18 protein-coding genes are annotated in these 16211 nt (G+C 71.7%); 12 read left to right on the top strand and 6 right to left on the bottom strand.

All coding sequences use genetic code 11. The annotated features are described in order from the left end of the window. Window positions 1–80 precede the first annotated feature (80 nt). Both ACFW47_RS01795 and ACFW47_RS01800 read left to right on the top strand, forming a co-directional pair. Entirely contained in the window at window positions 81–737 is a 657-nt protein-coding gene (locus tag ACFW47_RS01795) for a M15 family metallopeptidase (RefSeq protein ID WP_386279192.1), read from the top strand. 95 nt (window positions 738–832) lie between these two features. After that, on the top strand, window positions 833–1069 hold the full coding sequence (locus tag ACFW47_RS01800) for a hypothetical protein (protein ID WP_386279190.1): 237 nt from the start codon (window positions 833–835) through the stop codon (window positions 1067–1069). Here the strand turns inward: ACFW47_RS01800 and ACFW47_RS01805 are convergent. Next, the gene (locus tag ACFW47_RS01805) at window positions 1041–2060 is read right to left on the bottom strand and encodes a GlxA family transcriptional regulator (RefSeq protein ID WP_386279188.1); all 1020 of its coding nucleotides are present in this window, start codon (window positions 2058–2060) and stop codon (window positions 1041–1043) included. The two genes, ACFW47_RS01800 and ACFW47_RS01805, sit on opposite strands and share 29 nt — an antisense overlap. A 146-nt stretch (window positions 2061–2206) precedes the next feature. On the opposite strand from ACFW47_RS01805, the gene ACFW47_RS01810 reads away from it, so the two are divergent. From ACFW47_RS01810 to ACFW47_RS01820, 3 genes are all read left to right on the top strand, one after another. Beyond that, on the top strand, window positions 2207–2797 hold the full coding sequence (locus ACFW47_RS01810; RefSeq protein WP_386304359.1) for a cysteine hydrolase family protein: 591 nt from the start codon (window positions 2207–2209) through the stop codon (window positions 2795–2797). Then, window positions 2797–3519, top strand: coding sequence for a cysteine hydrolase family protein (locus tag ACFW47_RS01815; RefSeq protein WP_386279184.1), 723 nt, complete (start codon window positions 2797–2799; stop codon window positions 3517–3519). The genes ACFW47_RS01810 and ACFW47_RS01815 overlap by 1 nt, the downstream gene beginning before the upstream one ends. 119 nt (window positions 3520–3638) lie before the next feature. Beyond that, the gene (locus ACFW47_RS01820) at window positions 3639–4784 is read left to right on the top strand and encodes a hypothetical protein (RefSeq protein WP_386304361.1); all 1146 of its coding nucleotides are present in this window, start codon (window positions 3639–3641) and stop codon (window positions 4782–4784) included. On the opposite strand, the gene ACFW47_RS01825 is transcribed toward ACFW47_RS01820, so the two are convergent. Next, window positions 4785–5195: an ATP-binding protein gene (locus ACFW47_RS01825; RefSeq protein ID WP_386304364.1), complete on the bottom strand. Its 411-nt coding sequence runs from the start codon at window positions 5193–5195 to the stop codon at window positions 4785–4787. A 150-nt stretch (window positions 5196–5345) separates the two neighbouring features. On the opposite strand from ACFW47_RS01825, the gene ACFW47_RS01830 reads away from it, so the two are divergent. The 3 genes from ACFW47_RS01830 (at window position 5346) to ACFW47_RS01840 (ending at window position 8168) form a co-directional block, all read left to right on the top strand. Beyond that, complete coding sequence (locus tag ACFW47_RS01830) at window positions 5346–6194, top strand: helix-turn-helix domain-containing protein (protein ID WP_386304366.1); 849 nt, start codon at window positions 5346–5348, stop codon at window positions 6192–6194. Next, window positions 6154–6435 (top strand): DUF397 domain-containing protein, encoded by a 282-nt coding sequence (locus tag ACFW47_RS01835; RefSeq protein WP_386304369.1) that lies wholly within the window; start codon window positions 6154–6156, stop codon window positions 6433–6435. Before ACFW47_RS01830 ends, ACFW47_RS01835 begins: the two co-directional genes overlap by 41 nt. 95 nt (window positions 6436–6530) lie before the next feature. After that, on the top strand, window positions 6531–8168 hold the full coding sequence (locus ACFW47_RS01840; RefSeq protein WP_386304371.1) for a hypothetical protein: 1638 nt from the start codon (window positions 6531–6533) through the stop codon (window positions 8166–8168). Here the strand turns inward: ACFW47_RS01840 and ACFW47_RS01845 are convergent. Then, window positions 8122–10281, bottom strand: coding sequence for a bifunctional glycosyltransferase 87/phosphatase PAP2 family protein (locus tag ACFW47_RS01845; RefSeq protein ID WP_386279172.1), 2160 nt, complete (start codon window positions 10279–10281; stop codon window positions 8122–8124). The genes ACFW47_RS01840 and ACFW47_RS01845 overlap by 47 nt on opposite strands. 481 nt (window positions 10282–10762) lie before the next feature. Between ACFW47_RS01845 and proP the strand changes: the two genes are divergently transcribed. Next, window positions 10763–12160, top strand: a complete 1398-nt coding sequence (gene proP / locus ACFW47_RS01850) for a glycine betaine/L-proline transporter ProP (protein ID WP_386279170.1) — start codon at window positions 10763–10765, stop codon at window positions 12158–12160. Window positions 12161–12698: 538 nt separating this feature from the next. Continuing rightward, the gene (locus tag ACFW47_RS01855; protein ID WP_386279168.1) at window positions 12699–13370 is read left to right on the top strand and encodes an O-methyltransferase; all 672 of its coding nucleotides are present in this window, start codon (window positions 12699–12701) and stop codon (window positions 13368–13370) included. 13 nt (window positions 13371–13383) lie between these two features. On the opposite strand, the gene ACFW47_RS01860 is transcribed toward ACFW47_RS01855, so the two are convergent. Beyond that, window positions 13384–13776 carry an FHA domain-containing protein gene (locus ACFW47_RS01860; RefSeq protein WP_386279166.1) on the bottom strand — a complete coding sequence of 131 codons (393 nt, stop codon included), beginning with the start codon at window positions 13774–13776 and terminating at the stop codon, window positions 13384–13386. 87 nt (window positions 13777–13863) lie between these two features. On the opposite strand from ACFW47_RS01860, the gene ACFW47_RS01865 reads away from it, so the two are divergent. Beyond that, on the top strand, window positions 13864–14271 hold the full coding sequence (locus tag ACFW47_RS01865; RefSeq protein WP_386304372.1) for a DUF1992 domain-containing protein: 408 nt from the start codon (window positions 13864–13866) through the stop codon (window positions 14269–14271). Between the two features lie 10 nt (window positions 14272–14281). On the opposite strand, the gene ACFW47_RS01870 is transcribed toward ACFW47_RS01865, so the two are convergent. Beyond that, window positions 14282–14740 (bottom strand): hypothetical protein, encoded by a 459-nt coding sequence (locus tag ACFW47_RS01870; RefSeq protein WP_386304374.1) that lies wholly within the window; start codon window positions 14738–14740, stop codon window positions 14282–14284. 5 nt (window positions 14741–14745) lie between these two features. Continuing rightward, window positions 14746–15417, bottom strand: a complete 672-nt coding sequence (locus tag ACFW47_RS01875) for a hypothetical protein (RefSeq protein ID WP_386304376.1) — start codon at window positions 15415–15417, stop codon at window positions 14746–14748. Window positions 15418–15579: 162 nt separating this feature from the next. On the opposite strand from ACFW47_RS01875, the gene ACFW47_RS01880 reads away from it, so the two are divergent. Next, window positions 15580–16074 carry a GNAT family N-acetyltransferase gene (locus ACFW47_RS01880; RefSeq protein ID WP_386279158.1) on the top strand — a complete coding sequence of 165 codons (495 nt, stop codon included), beginning with the start codon at window positions 15580–15582 and terminating at the stop codon, window positions 16072–16074. Window positions 16075–16211 lie beyond the last annotated feature (137 nt).

Here is a 16211-nt window from a genome sequence, read left to right on the forward strand (position 1 = left end):
CGCGGAGTATGAGCCCGTGCCCGCTCCCGCGGGCCCGAAGACTCGCCCGTCGGACAGCCCGGCCGCGAGATGATCGCGCCATGACCGAGATCGTTCTGATGTCCGACCCGAGGGTCGCCGCCGTGCCCGTCCAGGAGTGCGACGAGCGACTCGTCGACGTTCGGCAGGACAGTCCGCTGCTGGTCGACCGGCGCAAGTGGCAGGACTCCGCGGGCGACTTCGCCTACCTGCGGGAAGGCGTGCTCGCCCGACTCCTCGAAGCCCAGGCACAGCTGCCGCCGGGACTGCGACTGCTCTTCGTCGAGGGATACCGCCCACCCGCTCTCCAGCGCCACTACTTCGACAAGTACGCGACCCGACTGCGCGCCGAACATCCCGACTGGTCCCCCGATCGGATCCGCTCGGCGGCCAGTCGCTACGTCTCCCCGCCCGCGATAGCCCCCCACAGCGCGGGCGCGGCCGTCGACCTGACGCTCGCGGACCTCGACGGCCGCGAACTCGACCTGGGCACCCGCATGAACGCGACCCCGGAGGAGAGCGCGGGCGCCTGCTACACGCACGCCGCCAACATCAGCGAGAAGGCCCGTTCCCACCGCTCCGTGCTGGGCGCCGCACTCACCGCCGCGGGCCTGGTCAACTACCCGACGGAGTGGTGGCACTGGTCGTACGGAGACCGTTACTGGGCTTTGGCGACAGGAGCGACGGCCGCGCTCTACGGCCCCATCGCGAAAACGTGAACACCAAGGAGGCAACTGTCATCGACGCGCTCGGACGAGCGCTTACCTGGCCGTGCTCGGCCTCTCGGCGCTCTCCACCGGGGGGCGTCCGCGTGGTGGCGCAGTCGAGTCTGCTACAGGCGCTGACACCGGACCGGCTGCTGGGACGGATGAGCGCGACGGCCCGGTTCGTCGCCTCGGGCGGAGTCCCTCTTGGTGGCCTCCTGGGCGGGGCCTTCGGCTCGGCGTTCGGAGCGTCCGCCACCCTGTGGATCGGTGCGGCCGGTATGACGCTGAGCGTCCTGCCCACCCTGCGGTGGTGGCTCACCCGCGCGGATCTCCGTCAGGTGTGAGCGCCGGCACGGTCCGGAAGCGGCGGCGGTACTCGGTGGGGGTCGTGTCGAGTCGGCGGCGGAAGGCCCTGACCAGGGTGTCGACGGTGCCGAAGCCGCAGGCGGAGGCGACACGTTCCAAGGTGGCGTCCGTGGATTCGAGCTGTCGGCGCGCCGCCTCGACGCGGACCGACTCGATGTAGGCGTGCGGGGTCGTGCCGAGTTCGTTCTTGAAGATCCGGGTGAGCTGCCGGTCGCTGACATGGGCGCACGCGGCGAGGTCCGCGACCGTGAGCGGTTCGGCGACGTGGCGCATGATGTGGTGCCGGAGATCCTCGATGCGCCGCGTCGTGGAGACCTGCTCCAGGGGAACGCTGAACTGGCTCTGCCCGCTCGGCCGCTTCAGGTACATCACGAGCTGCCGGGCGACACGCAGCGCGACGGCCTCCCCGAGGTCGTCGGCGATGAGGGCGAGGGACAGGTCGAGGCAGGCACTGATACCGGCGCCGGTCCACACGTCGCCCTCGCGGATGAAGATCGGGTCGGCGTCGACCTCGACGGCCGGGTGATCGGCGGCCAGCTGCCCCGCCGTCGACCAGTGGGTGGTGGCCCGCTTGCCGTCGAGAAGACCGGCCGCGGCGAGGATGTGGGCCCCGACGCAGACGGAGGTGACCCGTCGGGTCCGCTCGGCCAGTCGCCTCACCCGGTCCACCACGGCCGGGTCGGTGCGCGGATGGACGCCGCGCTGGCCGTCGACCTCCACCGCGCCGGGCACGATCAGGGTGTCGATGCTCCGCTCGGACAGCTCGTCGAAGGTGACGTCGGGCAGGACCCGGACCCCCGCGCCGGTGGTGACCGGCTCCATGGTCTCGGCGGCGAGGACGACGTCGTAGCCCGCCGCCTCGTCCGTCTCCCGCCGCGCGAGGGAGAAGACCTCCGGCGGTCCGGTGACGTCGAGCAGGTCGACGTCTTCGAAGAGGACGATGGCGATCAGTCGGCTGACGGTGTGCAAGGGACCCCCCACGCTCGGCGACACCGGTGTCGGTTTCTGCATGTTAGACGACATTGCCGACACCGCCGGTGGCCCGTAGCGTCATAGGCGCAGGTCACCGAGCCGGTGAACTGCCTTTCCCGACAAGCCACATGAGGCGGTTTCCCATGCCCAGAACGACCTTGCGCCAGCTCAACGGTTTCGACGACACACCCGCGAAGCTCGCCGGCTCGACCCTGGTCCTGATCGACTACCAGAACACCTACACGACCGGTGTGATGGAACTGGACGGCTGGCAGGACGCGCTCGACGCCGGTGCCCGGCTGCTGGCGCGGGCCCGCCAGGAGGGCGCGAAGGTCGTCCACGTCGTCAACGACGGCGGCGAGGGCACCCCTTACGACATCCGCGCCGAGATCGGCTCGATCCACCCGAGCGTCGCACCGCTCGACGGTGAGCCCGTGGTCGTCAAGAAGGTGCCCAACGCGTTCGTCGGCACGGACCTCGACCAGCACGTCGACGCCGCCGGCAACACCGACCTCGTCCTCGCCGGCTTCATGACGCACATGTGCGTGGCCTTCACCGCCCAGGGCGCCTTCCTGCGCGGCAACCGCCCCACGGTCGTCGCCGACGCCTGCGCCACCCGCGCACTGCCGGTCGCGGGCACCGAACTGGACGCCCGCCAGGTGCACCACAGCGCCCTCGCCACCATCGCCGACCTGTACGGGGTCGTCGTTCCGTCGCAGAAGGAGATCTCCTGATGAAGCTGCTCCGTCCGGCCGTCGCGCTCGCCGCCGCCGCCGTCCTCTCGGTCACCGCCACCGCGTGCGGCGGTGACTCCGAGGCCGCCACCGCCAAGGACGAGCCGTCGGCCTCCGCCACCACCGCGACGAACGTCGCGAAGGACACGACGACGCTGCGCGAGCTCAACAAACTCGGCGAGACCCCGGCCACGCTCTCCGACGCGACGCTCATCCTCGTCGACTACCAGAACACCTACACGGAAGGTGTGATGGAACTCGACGGCTGGAAGCCGGCCGTGGACAACGCCGAAGCACTGCTGAAGCGGGCCCGGAAGGCGGGCACCCCGGTCATCCACATCGTCGACAAGGGCTATGACCTGAAGTCGCAGGCGGGCCAGATCATTCCGGCACTCAAGCCGGCCGAGGGCGAGCCCGTCGTCGAGAAGAGCGTCCCCAACGCGTTCCACGGCACGGACCTCGCCGAGCAGGTCAAGAAGGCCGGCAACAAGAACGTCATCGTCGCCGGGTTCATGACGAACATGTGCACCCTGTTCACCGCTCAGGGCGCCTTCCTCAACGGCAACGCTCCGACCGTGGTCGCCGACGCCTCCGCGACCCGGCCGCTGCCGCTGAAGGGCAACCCGAACGGCATTCCGGCACAGCAGGTCCACGAGGCGGCTCTCGCCACGGTCCAGGATCTCTACGGCGTCGTGGTGCCGTCGCAGAAGTCCCTCACCTGACCTGGCCTCAGGCTCTGACCCACCCCCCACCCTGAAATCCCCCCACCCTGAACTCCCCCCACGCCCCCCCACATCGCCAAACGGCACTTTCACTCACGAAGCAAGCAGAAAGACGGGGCATGGCAACACGTAGAGGATTTCTGGGTACCGCGTCGGCCGTCGGGGCGGCAACGCTGTTCACCGGCCAATCGGCCTCCACCGCCTCGGCGGCCACCGCGGGAATCACCGCGACCGACGAGAAGGCGGCACGCGACGCGATACGCGCCGTCAACGCGAGGATGCGCGCCAACTACGCGACCCTCAAGAGCGAACTGACGACGCAGCTCAGTCCCGTCATCGTCGTTTCCAACAACGCGGTCGGCGGACGCTTCACCCTCATCAACAACGGCACACAGGTCGAGACCGTCGACCCGGTCCCGGAGTACTTCGAACTGGCCAAGTCGATCGCCCACGTTCCGCTGGGCGTCTTCTCGGTGCTCGCCTCGTACCTCAGCGACCAGGTCCCCAACATCCCCAACGCGGACCGCATCGACCCGCACGACCTCGACATGGTCGTCACCAAGGCGCCGGGCGACAAGGGCTGGATCACCCCGCTGAACGCCTTCAAGTCCACGCTGCAGACGGCACACACCAAGCTCGGCACCGCGAACCTCCCCCTGGACCTGGAGAACTCCTGCGACAAGATCCTCAGTGAGGCCGTCAAGTTCATCGACGCGTCCGTCACGGCCGAGTCGTTCGACATGGTGTCCTTCAACCGGTTCGCCGCCGCGGTCTACCCGTCCATCCGCGTCAACATGACCTTCGCCGCCACCGCGCAGATCACCGGCATCGAAGGGCTCATGAAGCGGTGGCGCACGCTGATCGGCGAGAAGGCGTGGAGCGACCTCTACGTCACGGTCCTGTCGATCTGGACCACGGCCGAGCTGAACCAGGCGTCCATCATCATCCGCCGCACCATGAACCAGGCGAAGGTGGACACCCACCTGATCGACCTGCCGACCGTGGAAACCCCCTCGGACCCGATCTTCGTCGCCCTCGACAACCTGGCCCGCATCGTCCAGGACAACGTCGCCGCCGAGATGGTCTTCAACACCGACCTCAAGGTCGCCGACGCCCTCAAGGGCAAGGAGGACCTGCTCTCCGACGAGATCCTCCAGCAGATCGGCGGCACGGCGCCCACCGCCAGGACCGCTTCCTTCGGTACGGCGGCAGCCACGGCGTCGGCCGGCGCCTGCCCGATCACCGGGCACACCGCGGCGGTGTGATCACCGGGCGTCCCCCGCTTCCGGGGCGGGGGACGCCCCACCGCACTCGAACCACACGGTCTTCACGGCCTTGCCGTCCCCGAGGCCGGGCCCCACACCCCACTTGTCCACCACCGCGTCCAGCAGCACCAGGCCCCGGCCGCACTCCGCGTCGTCGCTCACCCGCGCGACCGGTACGGGCTGCCGGGGACTCCCGTCCGCCACCTCCACCCGGACCCCGCCCCCGTCCGCCCGCCGCAGCAACAGCAGCGTGCAGCGGCGGTCCGGGACGTGGCGTACGACGTTGGCCAGCAGCTCGGTCACGCCGAGCTCCACCGCGTCGGCCAGCCCGGCGAGGTCCCACTCGCGCAGGTACGAACGCACGATGCGCCTCACGTGCCGCGCCGAGTGCGCTCCGGCCGTGAAGCTCATCCGGTACTGGTCTGCCGGGCGGTGGCCCACAAGGACCGAGGGAAAGTAATCGTTCACGGCACGAGCCTGACGTCGGACGACTACCGTGGGCTACGGAACGGATACAACCGGTGCCCCAGTGGACCGAGTTGTGCGCGAAGGGGGCTGTGCGTGACCCACATCAACGTCCTGGACCCGGGCGCCTCGCCGCTCGACTACTACGGCTTCGAGCTGCGCCGCCATCGGGAGGCCGCCGGGCTGACCCAACGGCAGCTCGGGGACATCGTCAACTACACCGGGTCGCTGGTCGGCCAGATCGAGACGGCGCGGAAACTGCCGACGCCGGAGTTCAGCGAGCGGGTGGACGCGGCGCTGGGGACGGGCGGGTTCCTGTCGCGGCTGGTCGGCCTGGTGATGCGCAGCCAGCTTCCGGCCTGGTTCCAACAGGTGGCCGAGTTGGAGGTGCGCGCGGTCGAGATCTGCACCTTCCAGACGCACATGATCCACGGCCTGCTCCAGACCGACGCGTACGTACGGGCCGTACTCGGCACACTCGATCCCGCCGACCTCGACGACCGCACCGCCGTGCGGCTCGCCCGCCAGCGCATCTTCGACAAGGAGGAGCCTCCGGTCTTCTGGGCGATCCTCAGCGAGGCTGCACTGCGTCAGGAGATCGGCAACCGGGAGACGATGCGCGGCCAACTGGCCCACCTGTTGTCGTTCGAGAGCAATCCCCAGATCAACGTCCAAGTGCTGCCGTACTCGGCGGGTGCACACGCGGGGCTGCAAGGCTCATTCAACCTCTATCGCTTCGCGAGGGACCCCGCCATTGTCTACACGGAGGGGTACGGCACCGGCCATCCGACCGCCAACCCGGACACCGTCAAGGACTGTTCACTCCGTTACGATCATCTCCGGGCCGCCGCACTTCCCCTCAGGGACTCGGCGGGGCTGATCCGCCGGTTGATGGAGGAACGCTATGGGGAACAAGGCTCTGCCGACGAGGATCCAGTGGCGTAAGTCCAGCTACAGCGGCGACCAGGGCGGCGACTGCCTCGAGTGCGCGCCGCTCCGCAGGCTGGCGTGGCGTAAGTCGAGCTACAGCAGCGACCAGGGCGGCGAGTGCCTCGAAGTCGCCGATCTCCCCCGCCACCCCGCCGTCGCCGTCCGCGACTCCAAGAACCCGGCGGGGCCGATCATCCCCCTGGCCCCCGCCGCGTTCGCCGCCTTCGTCGACTGGGCGGCCACCGCCGCCCACTGACCCGGCCGGAACCCGATCAACGTTTCTGTTCGATTTATCGTCTTCGCACGTGCCCCAGCCGTGCACCCCGATGACGCCGAACGGAAACCCCGACCGTGGTCCCTGCCATACTCCCCCTCTCCCGACCTGAACGGCGCCGGGAGAGACGCCCCAGCGATGCCCTGCGTGCCTTCGGGCGCCGGCATCGCGTGGCCCTGCTCGTCACCCTGCCCACCATCCCGCTGTACGCGGTGTGGTGGGTGTTTCTCGCCACCGGCGGGGGCGACCTGGCGGCGCAGGAGGCGTGGGCCGACTTCGTCTCGCGGCACGGCGCCTCGGCGTACGGGTTCTTCTGGTACGGCGGGGTGCACACCGCCAACTACAGCGTCATCTCGCCGTACCTGATGGCCGCGCTCGGCGTCCGCACGGTCACCGCCCTGTCGGGGCTGGCGGCCTCCTGGCTGGCGGCGGTGCTGATCACGCGGACCGGTGTGCGCAAGCCGCTGTGGGTCGCCCTGCTCACCTCCCTCGCCCTGTGGTGCAACGTCGCCTCGGGGCGTACCACCTTCGCGCTCGGGGTCGCCTTCGGGCTGGCCGCGTGCGTGCACCTGGTGCGGGAGCGGCGGCTGGTGCTCGCCGCCGGGTACGCGGCGCTGGCCACGATGGCGTCGCCGGTGGCCGGGCTGTTCCTGGCCGTCGTGGGCGCCGGGTTCCTGCTCGTACGGGACCGGGGGCGGGCCCTCGTGCTGCTCGTGCCGCCCGCCGCGGTGGTCGGGCTGACCACGCTGTTCTTCCCCTTCAGCGGGGAGCAGCCGATGCCGGCCGGCCGCGTATGGCCGCCGGTCGTGCTCGGTCTCGCCGTCACGGCGCTGGCCCCGCGCGACTGGCGGGTCGCCCGGTGGAGCGGGGCCGTGTACGCGGTCGGGACCGTGCTGACGTACCTCATACCCTCCGCCGTCGGCACGAACGTCGAGCGGTTCGCGGAGTACTTCGCGCCGCCCGTGCTGCTCGCGGCCCTGCTCGGCGCGGACCGGGCGCGGCGGGTCGCGCGGGGTCTGCTGGTCGTCGCCCTCGTCTTCTGCGTGGGCTGGATGGGGAAGAAGACCGCCGACGACCTGACGGAGTACACCGCGGTGCCCGCCTGGGCCACGAAGACCGACGGTGTCGTGCGCGCACTGGACGGCCTCGGCGCCGACCGTACGCGGGTGGAGGTGGTGCCCGCCCGCGACCACCGCGAGGCCGCCTCGCTCGCCCCGCACGTCAACCTGGCCCGTGGCTGGAACCGGCAGCTCGACGTGGAACGCGCCCGTCTCTTCTACGACGGCACCTTCTCCGCGGCCGCCTACCGGGACTGGCTGGACCGCTGGGCGGTCGGCTTCGTCGTGCTGCCGCTGGCCAAGCCGGACGGGCCCGCCAAGGCCGAGGCCGTCCTCGTGCGGGACCCGGAACGGCGGCCCGACTGGCTGGAGCCCGTCTGGCAGGACGAGCACTGGAGGGTGTTCCGGGTGCGGGACGCCGTACCGCTGGTCTCCGAGCCCGGCACCGTCGTGGCCGCCACCGGCGCCGAGCTGGTGCTGCGCGTGGACCGGCCCGGCCCGGTGACGGTGCGGGTCGCCTGGTCGCCGTGGCTGCGGGCGGACGGCGGGTGCCTCGCCCGGGACGGCGAGTTCGCCCGCCTGACCGTCGAGGCACCCGGCGAGTACCGGATCAGCTCCCGGTACGGTCCTTCGCCGGGGGCGGGGGATCGCTGCTGAGGCCTTCGGCTTCCCGGGTCGGCGGCGGGACGGTGGCGGTCTTCTCGGTCCCGGCCGCCGAGGGCACCCCGGACGCTGGGGACGCCTCCGCCACCGACGGTGCCTCGGGCGCCGCCGTCACCCGCGCCCTCGGCCCCTGGAACAGGTACGCCAGTCCGAAGCCCGCCGCGACGACCGCCGCGCCGCCCACCGCGTCCAGCACCCAGTGGTTGCCGGTGGCCACGATCGCGGCGACGGTGAAGAGGGGGTGGAGGAGGCCGAGGGCCTTCATCCACAGCTTCGGGGCGATGACCGCGATCGCCACCCCGCACCACAGCGACCAGCCGAAGTGCAGCGACGGCATCGCCGCGTACTGGTTGGTGAGGTGCGTCAGCGTGCCGTAGTCCGGCTTGGAGAAGTCCTGCACGCCGTGCACCGTGTCGATGATCCCGAGCCCCGGCATCAGGCGCGGCGGCGCCAGCGGGTACAGCCAGAAGCCGACCAGGGCCAGCAGCGTGGTGAAGCCGAGGGAGGCGCGGGCCCAGCGGTAGTCGACCGGGCGGCGCCAGTACAGGACGCCGAGGACGGCCAGCGGCACGACGAAGTGGAACGACGTGTAGTAGAAGTCGAAGAAGTCCCGCAGCCAGCCGATCTTCACCACGGCGTGGTTGATCGCGTGCTCGATGTCGAGGTGCAGGAAGCGCTCGATGTCGAGGATCTGCCGGCCGTGCTCCTCCGCTCGGGCCCGGCCGGCCGAGTTGCTGCCCCCGGTCGCCGCGAGGCGGACCTGGGAGTAGGCGGCGTAGGTGACCCGGATGAGGAGCAGCTCCAGGAGGAGGTTGGGGCGGGTGAGGACCCTGCGCAGGAAGGGCAGGAGGGGGACGCGCTTGAAGCGGGCCGGGACGGGCGGTGCGTAACTCGTCGGGACCGGGCTGTCGAAGTACGGCGAGGTGCGGGACAGGAAGGGCACAGCGACGGCGGCGGCCAGGGCAGCGAGGAGGACGACGTTGTCGCGCAGCGGGTACAGGGCCGCCATGTTCGGCAGCATCATCTTGGCGGGCAGCGTCATCACGAGGACGACGGCGACCGGCCACACCAGCCGGTCCGAGGCGCGCTTGCCGACCCGGCCGACGAGCGCGGGCAGCACCCACAGCAGCTGGTGCTGCCAGGTGGCCGGGGAGACGACGACGGCCGCGCAGCCGGTGATGGCGACGGCGAGCAGCAGCTGGCCGTCGCGGGCGTAGCGCACGGCGCGACGCAGGGCGAGGACGGCTACGGCCGCGCCGAGCAGGAGGAAGAGGGCGGTCTCCAGGGGGCCGTTGAGGCCGAGTCGCAGCAGGGCGCCGTGCAGTGACTGGTTGGCGAGGTCGTCGGCCTCGCCGCCCAGGCCCACCCCGGCCATGTGGTGGACCCAGTAGGTGTACGAGTCCTGCGCCATCGCCGCCCAGGCGACGGCGGTGCAGGCGAGGAACGTGACGCCGGTGGAGACGGCGGCGCGTCTGCGGTCGGTGAACCAGAGGAGGGGCACGAAGAGGAGCACGGTCGGCTGGAAGGCGGCGGCGACGCCGATCAGTACGCCGCCGATCCGGTCGGCGTGTGCGCCGCGTACGGCGAAGCAGCCCAGCAGCACGAGGAGGACCGGAATGATGCTGGTCTGGCCGAGCCACAGGGCGTTGCGCACCGGCAGGGACAGCATCAGCAGGCTGATCGCGACGGGCGCCGCCAGCAGCGCCGTACGGCGTCCCACCGGCTGGGGCAGGGCGCGGGCGGCGACCAGGCCGAGGGCGACGACGAGCAGCAGTGAGCCGAAGGTCCAGCCCCAGCCGAGGGCCTGCTCGGCGGCGCGGGTGAAGGGTTTGAGGACCAGGCCGACGAAGGGGGTGCCGGTGAACTGTGTGGACTCGTACAGCGAGCCCTCGACGTGCAGGACGCCGTGCTCGCCGACCCAGGTCTCCAGGTCCGTGAGCCGTTCTCCGCTCGGGGTGCTGAGGACCGCGGCCAGCTGCCGGACGGCGAGGATGGCGGCGACCAGCCACAGGCCGAGGCGGGCTACGCGCAGCCGCGCCCTGGTCGCATCGACGGCCGGGGCTCCGAAAGCCTCCGCCGGTCGCCCACTGTGCTCCGCATTCGCCACGCCCCGTCGGCCTCCCGCCCCGTTCGTACCGCGCCCGCGCGCGATGTGTCGTCCTTGCGAACCCTATGAGGCTCGCACCACCCCCGGAGGGAGACGCAGGCAACCCCCGCTCAACCTGACGGCCGCCCGCTTTTCGCCCTGTTTTTTCTCCTGCCCGGGTTTCGGCCGCCTTCCGGCCGTTTGTTCGGGCCATGTTCGGACGACGATAGTGCGGGAACGGGCCGGTTGCCTCTCCGGGGAGCGAGAAGGATCACAGGCCACAGGGGCGAGGAGCGCTCCCTGGCGCGCGGATGTCCCTGCGTGTACGCCCTTTTGGTGCAGTGTGCAACGAAAAGCATACCGGGCGTAAGCGGCGCATCAGCGCCTATGGTCGCTTTTCTGCCCGTGGCCGAGTGGCCGCGGGTTCTTTCCGGCCCGGCGACAGTGCCGCCGTGCGGGTCGGGGCGTCCCTGTTCCCGTCGAAAGGTAGGCGAGCGGAGTCTTGTCGGCCGCCCCCGTCGTCGCCCATCCGTCCCGTACGACCCCCGCACCGTTCCCCTCGGGTTCCTCCGGTACCCCCACCGCAACCGATCCCGCGCTGGTCAGGCGTGCCGTCAAGGCGGCGGCGCTCGGCAACGCGATGGAGTGGTTCGACTTCGGCGTCTACAGCTACATCGCCGTGACGCTGGGCAAGGTCTTCTTCCCGTCGGGGAACCCGACCGCCCAGCTGCTCTCCACCTTCGGCGCCTTCGCGGCGGCGTTCCTGGTCCGGCCGCTCGGTGGCATGGTCTTCGGGCCGCTCGGCGACCGGGTCGGGCGGCAGAAGGTCCTCGCCCTGACGATGATCATGATGGCGGCGGGCACGTTCGCCATCGGGCTGATCCCCTCCTACGCGTCGATCGGCGTGTGGGCGCCGGTGCTGCTGCTGGTCGCGCGGCTGGTGCAGGGATTCTCCACCGGGGGTGAGTACGCGGGCGCGTCCACCTTCATCGCGGAGTACGCGCCGGACAAGCGGCGCGGGTTCCTGGGGAGCTGGCTGGAGTTCGGCACGCTGGCCGGTTACATCGCCGGCGCCGGCCTGGTGACGCTGATGACGGCACTGCTGTCGGACGGCGACCTGACGTCCTGGGGCTGGCGGATCCCGTTCCTGATCGCGGGGCCGATGGGCATCATCGGGCTGTACCTGCGGATGCGGCTGGAGGAGACGCCGGCGTTCGCCGCCGAGGTCGAGAAGGCGGAGGCCGAGCGGGTCAAGGTGCCGCTGCGGGAGATGGTCACCGGGCAGTGGAAGGCGCTGCTGCTCTGCGTCGGCCTGGTGCTGGTCTTCAACGTCACGGACTACATGCTGCTGTCGTACATGCCGAGCTACCTGACGAGCGAGCTGGAGTACGACGAGACGCACGGGCTGCTCGTGGTGCTGGCCGTGATGGCGCTGATGATGGTCGTCCAGCCGTTCGCGGGAGCGCTGACCGACCGGGTCGGGCGGCGTCCGGTGATCGCGGCGGGCTGCGCGGGCTTCCTGCTGCTGTCGGTCCCGGCGCTGCTGCTGATCCGCGACGGCAGCCTGTGGGCGGTGGGCCTGGGTATGGCCGCGCTGGGTCTGCTGCTCGTCTGCTTCACCGCGTCGATGCCGTCCGCACTGCCCGCGCTCTTCCCGACGCGGGTGCGGTACGGGTCGCTGTCGATCGGCTTCAACGTGTCCGTCTCCCTGTTCGGCGGGACGACGCCGCTGGTGGTGACGGCGCTGATCGGGGCGACGGGGAACATGATGATGCCCGCGTACTACATGATGGCCGCGGCCGTCGTCGGCGGCGTGGCGGTGTGGTTCATGTCGGAGTCGGCGGGCCGGCCGCTGCCGGGCTCGGCACCGGCGGTGGACGCGCGCGAGCGTGAACGCTGACGCGTGTGACGGGTGCCTGCGGCGGCCTGCGCGGGTTCGGTGGGGGGGGGCGGGTAGCGCGGTTGGTTCGGTGGGTGGGTCGGGGCGCGCCGGGGGGTGTCCGTCCTCGGAACGGCGCGGAATCGGTCGGCTACGGGGCTGAACGGCGCGGACGCGCCAACCGCTGCGGGCGGACACCCCCGACACGTCCCCTTCCCGCCGTACGCGGCCAACCGCCCGCGCGAGGCGGGCCGCCGTCCCGCCCCAGCTGCGGGCAGCCGTGCCTCCCCCGGTGCCTGAACGGCCTGGGAGGTACCCCCAGGGCGGCACGGGTGGGCGGTGGGGGCACCTCCCGCCCGAGCGAAGCCGAGAGCGGCGGAGGCACCCCGCCGCGCCGGGCCGCGCGACCCACCCCCGACGCCCACACCCGCGCCGGGCCCCAGAGACCGGCGACACGGCAACACCCGCCCGTCCGGAACACACCTCCCCCGCCCCACCCCCGGCTATCTTCGTTAGCGCATCTACTTAGAAAAGCTAACGACGCACACGGGAGGCCCGCATGAGCGACTCACAGCTCTGGGACGACGTCGACGCCTACTTCACCGCCCAGCTCTCCCCCGCCGACGACGCCTTGGACGCCGCCCTGCGGGAAAGCGACGCCGCCGGGCTGCCGCCGGTGAACGTCACCGCCGGCCAGGGGAAGCTCCTCCAGCTGCTCGCGCAGATCCAGGGCGCCCGCACCATCCTGGAGATCGGCACCCTCGCCGGCTACAGCACCATCTGGCTGGCCCGCGCCCTGCCCGCCGACGGCCGCCTGGTCACGCTGGAGTACAGCGCCCGGCACGCCGAGGTCGCCACCCGCAACATCGCCCGCGCCGGCCTCGACGCCCTCGTCGACGTACGCGTCGGCCCGGCCCTGGAGTCGCTGCCGAAGCTCGCCGACGACAACCCGCCGCCGTTCGACCTGGTCTTCATCGACGCGGACAAGGGCAACAACCCGCACTACCTGGAGTGGGCCCTGAAGCTCACCAGCACCGGCAGTCTGATCGTCGTGGACAACGTGGTCCGCGGCGGCCGCGTGGCCGACGCCGGTGACACCGGCGACGACGTGCGCGGCACCCGCGCCGCCATCGAGATGATCGGCAGCCACCCGCGGCTCAGCGGCACGGCGATCCAGACGGTCGGCAGCAAGGGCTACGACGGTTTCGCGCTGGCCCGCGTGCTGGAGTGAGGGCGGCGCGCCCTCAGGCCTCGTGGTAGAAGCCGACGTTGACGCTGCGCGGCTGCGAGCGGTCCTGGACCACGATCTCGCCGCTGCCGCCCCCGGGCAGCGGCACGGTCCCGCCGTAGGACAGGGACCGGGCGTGGCCGCCGACGGTGAGCCGGACCTCCGAGGAGGGGTCCGGCTGGGAGCCGCGCAGCCACGTCAGCTGCCACGTGCCGTCGGGCCCGCAGCGGAACTCCAGGTGGACCCGGGAGACGAACAGCCAGTCGTCCGGCGTCGACAGCCGGCACACGGACTTGTCCCTGCCCACCCGCAGCACCGCTCCCGGCTCGCTGGGCGCCTCGGCCATCTGCATGCCGGCCGTGGCACCCGCGTCCGCCGCGGTGACGGCGGCCATGGTGAGTTCGAGCACGTGCGCTCCTCCAGTGACGTCCCTCGTTGACGTACCGCCGCCGCATGATAAGTCGGCCGGTGGTGTGGTGTCCGGCACAATGGGGTCATGACCGAGCGAAAGCCACCCGGCGTCGACTTCGAGTCCTGGGTCGACAAACAGATCCGTGACGCGGAGGCGCGCGGCGAGTTCGCCGAACTGCCCGGCGCGGGCAAGCCCCTGCCGAGCGAGGTGGACAGCACCTACGACGAGCTGTGGTGGGTGAAGCGGAAGATGGCCCGCGAGGGCTTCTCCGTACTGCCGCCGACCCTCGCCCTGCGCAAGGAGGCTGAGGACGCCCTTCAGGCGGCGGTGAACGCCCCGTCGGAGCGGGTGGTGCGCCGCATCGTCGGGGAGATCAACGTCAAGATCCGCGAGGTGATGTTCAAGCCGCCGCCCGGCCCCCCGCTGGGTCTGAAGCCCTACGACGTCGAAGAGGTCGTACGGCAGTGGCGGGAGCGCCGGGCGGAGCGGTGACGCCCGTCGGTCACAGGCGCATCAGGCGGTCCGCCAGTTCGCGGTAGTCCCGCAGGGCCAGGCGGAGTTGTTCGGTGTCGGTGCTCGTCGCGCGGTCGTCCGGGTCCGTGTCGTGCCAGGACGTGCGCACGGTGCGCCGGCGGTGCGCCACGGCGTCCGTGAAGCGTGCGGTGAGCTCCTCCAGGACGCGGTCGGCCTCCTCCACGGAGGCGCGCGGCGCGTCGACGAAGCCGGCCACCGCGTGCTGCAGCCGCTGTCCGAGCTTGTCGCACTCGTCGTGCGGGAGGAGCGCGTCCCCGTGGGCCGCGGCCGGGGTGGTGGCGGCCGGGGTGGTGGTGCCACCGGTGGACCGGGGGTGGGTCTCGCCGTCGGTCCGCGGTCCGAGGGCCGCTTCCGCACCGCGTGCTCGGGGTTCGGGTGTCTGGGGCCCGACGGGCGTGCCGTCGGGCTGCCGGGTCACGTCGGACATGTGCCTCAACTCTCCTTCGGGCGGCTCTTGCCGAGCGACCAGGAGTGGTGCGCGCGAGTGGCGGGCGCCGCTCCGTGGCCGTCCGTGCCGGCCCGGTGCCGGCCTCCGTCGTGGTGGCGGGCCGGGCGTACCAGATCCTCGAACAGCGCCCGGGCCGCGACCATGGCCTCGCGCATCTCCTCCGTGCCCGCTCCGGCGTCGTGCGCGCCGTCCACCCTCGCGTGCGTCACGCGGTGCACGCGCCGGTAGCCGTCGACGTGGTGGGCGTGGTGCACGGACAGCGCGGCCAGCTGCTCCTCGTACTGCCCGCCGTCCGGGAAACCCCGGGCGCCGGCCAGCTCCGCGAGCAGCCGGTCCGCCTCGCCGACCGCCTCCCGCGGGGATTCGACGAAGCGCTCCTGGGCCGCCGTCCAGCGCGCCTCGAAGCGCTCGCGCTCGGCCGGTTCCAGCTCCCGTTCGCGCAGCGCCCCGTGCCGTTCCACGCGGTCGGCCAGCTCGCGCTCGGCCGCCTTGGTGTCGCCGTCGTGCCGGGCCACGGCCCGGTCGTACTCGGGCCCGAAGCGCCGCTTCAGGCTTCCGCCGTGCTGAGGGCCCCGTGCGCGCAGGGCCAGGACGGCCGCCACGACGAGCACGGCCGCCACGATCACGATCAACGCGATGATCACGCCTGTGGACATGAGTGCCTTCCGGGTTGTCGGCCCCACCGGCTCTCCTGGCGGGCCGGTTCGCCGTTCGGGTTGCCCCTCAGTTCCCGGTCAAACGGCGCACGGGGAGCGGGGACGGCGCGTCCGTGGGAAAATACGCTCGCGCGGCGGACGGTCCGTTCCGAGAATGGCCGGATGACCTGGACTGTCGCCCCGGAGCCGTACGACTCCCCCGAGGCCGTCGCCCTGTGGCGCGCGTACTACACCGAAGTCAGCGACCGCTGGTACCTGCTGCACGAGGGGCGGCCCACCGACTCCGGCGAACTGGAGCGGGAGATCGCCGCCCAGTCCGGCGCCGACCTCGCTCCTCCCCGGGGCCGCCTGCTGGTCGCGCGGTACGGCGGCGAGGCGGCGGGCACGGCGGGCGTGCGGCTGCTGGACGCCCGCACCGCCGAGCTGACCCGGGTGTTCCTGTACGAGCGGATGCGCGGCCGGGGCGGCGCCGCGCTCCTCGTACGGGCCGCCGAGGAGGCGGCACGGGCGCTCGGGGCCTCGCGGATGGTGCTCGACACGCGCGGTGACCTCGTGGAGGCCCGTGCCCTGTACGCCCGACTCGGTTACGCGGAGACCGAGCCGTACAACGACGGCCCGTACGCCGAGCACTGGTTCGCCAAGCCGCTGCCGTCGTGACGGTGGTCGCGGGACCCGGGCCGGGCTTCGCAGTGGGTGTGACCGGATTTGGGCGGTTCGGAACTGAGGGAAGCCGGGATTCCGGGGGCGTCCGCGCGGAAGCAGGGAGAAGATCTGCATAATCTCTGGAGTTCGCG

Origin of the sequence: Streptomyces sp. NPDC058796, from assembly GCF_042745235.1 — a bacterium.
In the GTDB taxonomy this organism is placed as follows: Bacteria; Actinomycetota; Actinomycetes; order Streptomycetales; family Streptomycetaceae; genus Streptomyces.

Coding starts and splice junctions, on each gene's coding strand:
- ACFW47_RS01795 (WP_386279192.1), top strand. CDS start 81: ATGACCGAGATCGTTCTGATGTCCGACCCGAGGGTCGCCGCCGTGCCC.
- ACFW47_RS01810 (WP_386304359.1), top strand. CDS start 2,207: ATGCCCAGAACGACCTTGCGCCAGCTCAACGGTTTCGACGACACACCC.
- ACFW47_RS01815 (WP_386279184.1), top strand. CDS start 2,797: ATGAAGCTGCTCCGTCCGGCCGTCGCGCTCGCCGCCGCCGCCGTCCTC.
- ACFW47_RS01820 (WP_386304361.1), top strand. CDS start 3,639: ATGGCAACACGTAGAGGATTTCTGGGTACCGCGTCGGCCGTCGGGGCG.
- ACFW47_RS01825 (WP_386304364.1), bottom strand. CDS start 5,195: ATGAGCTTCACGGCCGGAGCGCACTCGGCGCGGCACGTGAGGCGCATC.
- ACFW47_RS01835 (WP_386304369.1), top strand. CDS start 6,154: ATGGGGAACAAGGCTCTGCCGACGAGGATCCAGTGGCGTAAGTCCAGC.
- ACFW47_RS01855 (WP_386279168.1), top strand. CDS start 12,699: ATGAGCGACTCACAGCTCTGGGACGACGTCGACGCCTACTTCACCGCC.
- ACFW47_RS01865 (WP_386304372.1), top strand. CDS start 13,864: ATGACCGAGCGAAAGCCACCCGGCGTCGACTTCGAGTCCTGGGTCGAC.
- ACFW47_RS01870 (WP_386304374.1), bottom strand. CDS start 14,740: ATGTCCGACGTGACCCGGCAGCCCGACGGCACGCCCGTCGGGCCCCAG.
- ACFW47_RS01875 (WP_386304376.1), bottom strand. CDS start 15,417: ATGTCCACAGGCGTGATCATCGCGTTGATCGTGATCGTGGCGGCCGTG.
- ACFW47_RS01880 (WP_386279158.1), top strand. CDS start 15,580: ATGACCTGGACTGTCGCCCCGGAGCCGTACGACTCCCCCGAGGCCGTC.